Origin of the sequence: Microcoleus sp. BM001215392 (genome assembly GCF_036700185.1) — a bacterium.
GTDB lineage: Bacteria > Cyanobacteriota > Cyanobacteriia > Cyanobacteriales > Microcoleaceae > Microcoleus.
This window is the reverse complement of sequence record NZ_JAUBOJ010000411.1, coordinates 1-6,422: the sequence shown is the minus strand read 5'-3', so window position 1 is coordinate 6,422 and position 6,422 is coordinate 1. Positions and strand designations below refer to the sequence as shown.

Genomic DNA, 6,422 nt, shown 5'->3' with positions numbered 1-6,422 from the left:
GTTGACAGTTGACAGTTGACAGTTGACAGTTGACAGTTGACAGTTGACAGTTAACAACTAACAACTAACAATTAACAACTAACAACTAACAATTAACAACTAATAACTTACAACTCACAACTAATAACTCACAACTAATAACTAATAACTAACAAGCAAGTTATGCAACTTCTCTATTACTTTTTTGCAACGACATTCACCCTGACATTACCTGACTTCTCTACTTCGCTGGTAGCTGGGATTGCTAATTGCATCATTTGTTTGTGTTACTTTGCGATCGCCTCCCTGATCAGCTTAGGTTTGTGGCGAAATCGTCAATTCGGCTTCGACATCTTCGCCACAGTCACAGCAGCCATATTTTGGAGCTGCGCTTTTGGACACACCGGACACGCCGCCGAATACCTGGGATTGCCGCACTCCCATGTGGCGCAAACTGTGTCCGATTGGATGACCGTCATTCCGGCGATCGCCTTTTTGAGCTTGTCCAACCGCTACGAGTTCTTAGTAGGTTCCACCCAAATTCTGACCTCCAAAAAAGAAACAGAACAAGCGCTCAGCGAAACTACCCAGCGATTTCAGGCAATCTTCGACCAAGCTTTTCAACTAATCGCGTTATTGGAGCCAGACGGTACTCTGATCGAAGCCAATCAGACAGCACTACAATTGGGCGATTTGGAAGCATCAGAAGTGCTGGGGATGAAATTTTGGCACACACCTTGGTGGGAATCATCCCCAACCAACCAGCAGCGCCTCAAAACCAACATCAAACAAGTCTCGGCTGGTAACTTTGTTCGGGAAGAATACGAAATCACCGGAGCAAACAACCATGTGACAGTAATTGATGTGTCGTTTAAGCCCTTATTAAATAAAGCAGGAGAAGTATTTCAAATCCTCGCCGAAGGCCGCGACATAACAGGGCGCAAACAGACAGAATCAGAATTGGAGCAGCTAAGCGCAGAACTAGAGCAGCGAGTGAGGGAGAGAACCCAGCAGATTCAGGAAACCAACGCCCTATTGCAAGAAGAAATTCGCGATCGCACCGCAGCCCAAGAGCAATTAAAAGCCTCCGAACAATTTTTAAACAACATCCTCAACGCCATCCCTGACCCGATTTACGTCAAAGACCAACAGCACCGCTGGCTAACATTTAACGAAGCCTTTTGTCAATACATCGGTCGCAGCCGAGAAGAACTTATTGGCAAATCCTACCGCGAATTTTTGCCAAAAAATCAAGCAGACATATATAGAGAACAAGACGACTTAGTTTTCTTGGCAAACACCAGCAGCGAAACCCAAGAAACCATCACAGATGCAGCAGGAAACACCCGTTTTATGTCCGCAAAAAAATCTACCTTTGTAGATACCTGCGGCAGCAAAATCCTCGTTTGCGCCATTAGAGAAATCACCAAGCGCGTGCTCATGGAAGAACAACTCCGGGAGACACTCGCAGCCGCAGAAAGCTCCCAAAACTTGCTGCGCACAGTAATTGACGCTACGCCCGACTGCATCTTCGTCAAAGATCGAAACTTTCGCTACACCTTAGTCAATGCAGGTTTCGCCGCCGCCTTCGGCAAAACCCAAGCAGAAATTATTGGCAAAGATGACGGAGAAATTGGTATATCTGTCGATCGCATCTTCGACAACTTACACACCCAAACAGACTCCCAGAAGCAAATCTACAACTCTCGCACCGCCAATCAGCACCCCCTGATAGTTAACGAATTGGCCACCTTAGCCGACGGCAAACTACACACCTTCGACACCCAGAAATTTCCCCTCAAAGACGCAGAAGGCAACATTTTAGGAATGCTCGGCTTCGCCCGCGACATCACAGAAAGCCGCAAATCCCAACAAGAACTATTGCGGCTCAAAGCAATCCTAGAAACCACTACCGACTGGGTAGGGATGGCCGACTCGCAACAGCGCGGCATCTATCTCAACCGCGCAGCCAGAGAAATGTTGAGAGTTGGCGAGGACTCAGATTTAGCCGGATTAAGCATTTCAGACCTGACATCCCCCAAAAGTATGGACACTCTAATTAACGTCGGCATCCCCGCAGCTTGCCGGGACGGGGTGTGGAGCGGCGAGACTATTTGGCAGACTTTAGACGGCGAAGAAATACCCGTTTCTCAAGTAATTATTGCCCACAAATCCGAGAGCGGAGAAGTTGAATTTATCTCAACGATCGCCCGCAACATCACAGAACGCAAGCGCACCGAACAAATCTTAGAGCAAAACCTGCAAATGCTCGACCTCGCCAGCGATGCCTTGATCGTTCGCGATATTGACGGCACGATTAATTATTGGAACCAAGGCGCCCAGAGAATGTACGGCTTCACGAAACAAGAAGCTTTGGGGAAACTCACCCACAATCTGTTTCACACCATCTTCCCCCAGCCTTTAGAAATAATATCGGCACAGTTAGCAGAGCGGGATTATTGGGAAGGAGAACTGATTCACACCACAAATTACCACACCCAAATTACCGTATTCAGCCGCTGGAATTTGCAGCGAGACGAACAGGGAAAACCCAAAGCAATTTTAGAAACTAACAACGACATCACCGGCCGCAAGCAAGCCGAAATCGAGAAACAAAGATTAATTGCGATCGTCGAAAACAGCTCTGATTTTATCGGCTTAGCCACAATGGAGGGACACTCAACATACCTGAATCCTGCTGGCATGAAGCTAAACGGAATCCAGAATCTCGAAGAAGTCAAAAGCAAAAGTATATTGGAAGCCTTCTCGAAGGAAGACGGGAAAATATTGACAGAAGAGATTATTCCTGCTGTCATGCGAGATGGGTTGTGGCAGGGCGAATTCCGGTTGAGACACTTTAAAACAGGCGAAATCATTCCCGTAGACTTTACCCTATTTACTCTCAAAGACCCAGAAACAGGCGAGCCTATTGGCTTATCAACTGTGACCCGGGACATTCGCGATCGCAAACGCGCAGAAGAAATGCTGCGCGATCGCGAAAGACTGTTCCGAGCCATTTTTGACCAATCGTTCCAATTTATTGGTCTGCTAGAACCCGACGGCACGATGTTAGAAGTCAACCAAACAGCCCTCTCCGCCACTGATGTGGGGATTGAAGACATAGTAGGGAAGCCGTTTTGGGAAACCCCGTGGTGGGATATTTCCCCAGAAGTCAAGCAGCGAGTACGAGAATCTGTCGCCAAAGCCGCCGGCGGCGAGGTAGTTCGCTACGAAGCGGAAGTCATACTTACCGGAGGTTTCGTCGCAACCATTGACTTCTCCCTCAAACCGATCAAAGACGAGACCGGCAAAGTCGTGCTGTTAATTCCAGAAGGCCGGGATCTGAGCGATCGCAAAGCCCTAGAACGAGAACTCGCTTTGCGTCAAGCTCGCTTTGACGCCTTTTTCGCCGCAGCACCAGCGGGAATGTTTATCACCGACGACCAACTGCGGTTCGTGCAGTTCAACGAAAAGCTTGCCGAATTGGGAGGTCAGCCAGCTTTAGCATACATCGGCAAAACCCTCTGGGAAGCCGAACCGGAAATGGCACCGATTCTCGGCCCGCTGTACCAGCAGGTTTTGACTACCAACCAACCGATTTTAAACCTCGAAGTCTCCCACGCCACCACCGCCCACCCAGATGTAGTGCGGGATTGGCTGTCTTCTTACTTTCCTTTGCCGGGAGAAGACGGCAAACCCATTGGTATCGGCGCTTTCGTTCTGGAAGTTACCGATCGCAAAGCCCTAGAACGAGAATTAGTTTTGCGTCAATCCCGCTTTGACGCATTTTTCGCCGCCGCCCCAGCCTCAATGTTTATTTTTGACGACCAGTTGCGGTTCGTACAAGTCAACGAAAGTTTGGCAGAAACTACCGGCGTCTCAGTTACCGAACACCTAGGCAAAACCGTCAGAGAAGTCATACCGGAAATGGTCGATACTCTACAGCCGATTTTGCAGGGGGTTTTGGCAAACAACCAGCCGCTTTTAAACATTGAGGTTTCAGGTACAACCGCCAATCAACCGGACACGATCCGAGATTGGCTGGCTTCTTACTTTCCTTTGGCCGGAGAAGACGGCAAACCGATCGGTGTCGGGGGTGTGGCGATCGAAATTACCGATCGCAAAAAAGCCGAAGCAGAGCGCGATCGGTTTTTCACCCTATCCCTAGACTTGCTTTGCATCGCCGATTTTAAAGGCAAATTCAAGCGCCTCAATCCCGCTTGGGCCACAACCCTCGGCTACACCGTAGAGGAACTCGAAGAGCAATCTTTTCTAGATTTTGTCCATCCAGACGATTGGGAAAAAACCTTAGCAGAAACGGCAAAAATAGCCAGCGGCGCCGAAACAATGACTTTTGAAAATCGTTACCGCTGCAAAGACGGTTCCTACAAATGGCTGTCGTGGAAATCGCGACCTCTAGCCGAAGAAAAGATTATGTATGCAGTCGCTCGCGATATTACCGAAAGCAAACAAAGAATTACTCAACTGCAAGAAACAACAGCTCAATTAGCCCGTTCGGAAGAGGAATTTAGAGGGCAAAGCAATCTCTTGCAACTGCTCATTGACAGCATTAGCGACGGCGTGGTTGCTGCCGATACCAATGGCAATTTTGTTTTGTTCAACCCCGCCGCTGAAAATATCTTTGGCTTGGGTTCGACAAATACTCTCCCCGACGAGTGGTCTGGAAAATACGGCTTATTTTTGCCAGATCGAGTCACTCCCTATCCCGCAGCCGACATACCTTTAACGCGCGCGATTCGAGGAGAATCAGTGGACGACATAGATGTTTTCACCCGCCACGCAAGCAAGCCCGAGGGCCTGTGGATCAAAATTAGCGGCAGGCCGCTCAAAGACGAAACCGGAGCAATCAAAGGCGGTGTAGTTGTTTGCCGCAACATCACCCAGGAAAGAGCATCCCAGCAGCAGATGCAGCAGTTGGCCGAGACACAGGAACGCTTGCTGCAAGAACTCAAAACGCGCCAAAATGCCCTTGATGAAGCTGCGATCGTCAGCGAAACAGACCTCAAAGGCATAATTACCTACGTTAACGAAAGATTCACCCAAATATCCGGTTTCAGCATGGGAGAACTGCTGCACCGCGACCACCGCATTGTCAATTCTGGCTACCATCCCAAAGCATTTTTTGCCGAAATGTGGCTGACAATTTCTCGCGGCTTGGTGTGGAAAGGAGAAATCAAAAATCGGCGTAAAGATGGATCGTTTTACTGGGTAGATTCGACGATCGCCCCCATCTTTGATACCAGCGGTACCATAGTCAAATATATCGCCATCCGCTTTGACATCACCGAACGCAAAGAGGCAGAAGAAAGACTGGAAAAATTGGCAGCCGAACGCAAAGCTGAAGCCGATTCGATGACGCAGCAAGTCCTCAAACTGTTGGGAGAAATTAAAGGCGCAGCTCAAGGGGATTTGACAGTCAGGGCGGAAGTGACTAACGATGTTTTAGGTGCTGTCGCCGACTCTTTTAACTTCTTAATCGGTTCTCTGCGGAAGGTGGTAACGGGAATTCAAACTTTAGCCGAACAGGTAACATCTGCTACGGGCGAGTCAATTAACAATACCAGCGAACTCACTCAACAGGCGGAAGTTCAAGCCACAAAAATATCTGCAATCATGCGGGAAATCGAGCGGATTGTAAATTCGATCCGCGACGTGCGAGATGTTTCGGTGCGCGCCGAAACGGTTGCTCAACAGTCTTCTCACACCGCAGAAGTCGGCGGTATGGCGGTCGATCGCGCTGTGGAAGGAATTAACGAGCTCCGGTTGACGATCGCCTCTACTTCAAAAATGATGAAGCGTTTGGGCGAATCTTCGCAACAAATCGGCAAAATTGTGACTTCGATTTCTCAGCTTGCCTCGCAAACCAATTTGTTAGCTCTGAATGCTACGATTGAAGCGGCACGAGCTGGCGAACAAGGTTTAGGTTTTGCGGTTGTCGCCGAAGAAGTGCGAAAGCTTGCAGAGCGATCGGCCGGCGCGACTGAAGAAATCTCGGAAATTGTCGGTACAATTCAAGAAGAAATCAGCCGCGTGATGAAGGCAATGGAATCGGGGACACTGGAGGTAGTGGAAGGCACTAAGCTCGCCAGCGAAGCTAAAACTCACCTGAATGCCATCATCGAAGTCAGTCGAGAAATGAATGCTTTGGTGCAGAATATTACTCGCGCTTCGGCTAAACAAACTGTTTCGGCTGAGGAAATTTCTAACAGTATGCAGCAAGTCAATGAGATTGCTAATACAACTGCCCAAAAAGGTTCGGATGTTAAGGCATCGCTTGATGATTTATCGGGTTCTGTTAGCAAATTGCAAAAGTCGGTGGCTAATTTCCGCAGTTAGTTATTAGTCAAACGTTTGATCGTTCGGAATGCGAGTCCGCATCTAAGCATATGTAGGGTGCGCATTGCGCACGGCCGTGCGCAATG

General features: G+C 48.8%; 1 protein-coding gene. It reads left to right on the top strand.

Features of this window, described 5'->3' with window-relative positions; genetic code table 11:
- The first annotated feature begins 162 nt into the window (after positions 1 to 162).
- Positions 163 to 6,336, top strand: a complete 6,174-nt coding sequence (locus QT974_RS29335) for a PAS domain S-box protein (RefSeq protein ID WP_333471909.1) — start codon at positions 163 to 165, stop codon at positions 6,334 to 6,336.
- The last annotated feature ends 86 nt before the right edge of the window (positions 6,337 to 6,422 follow it).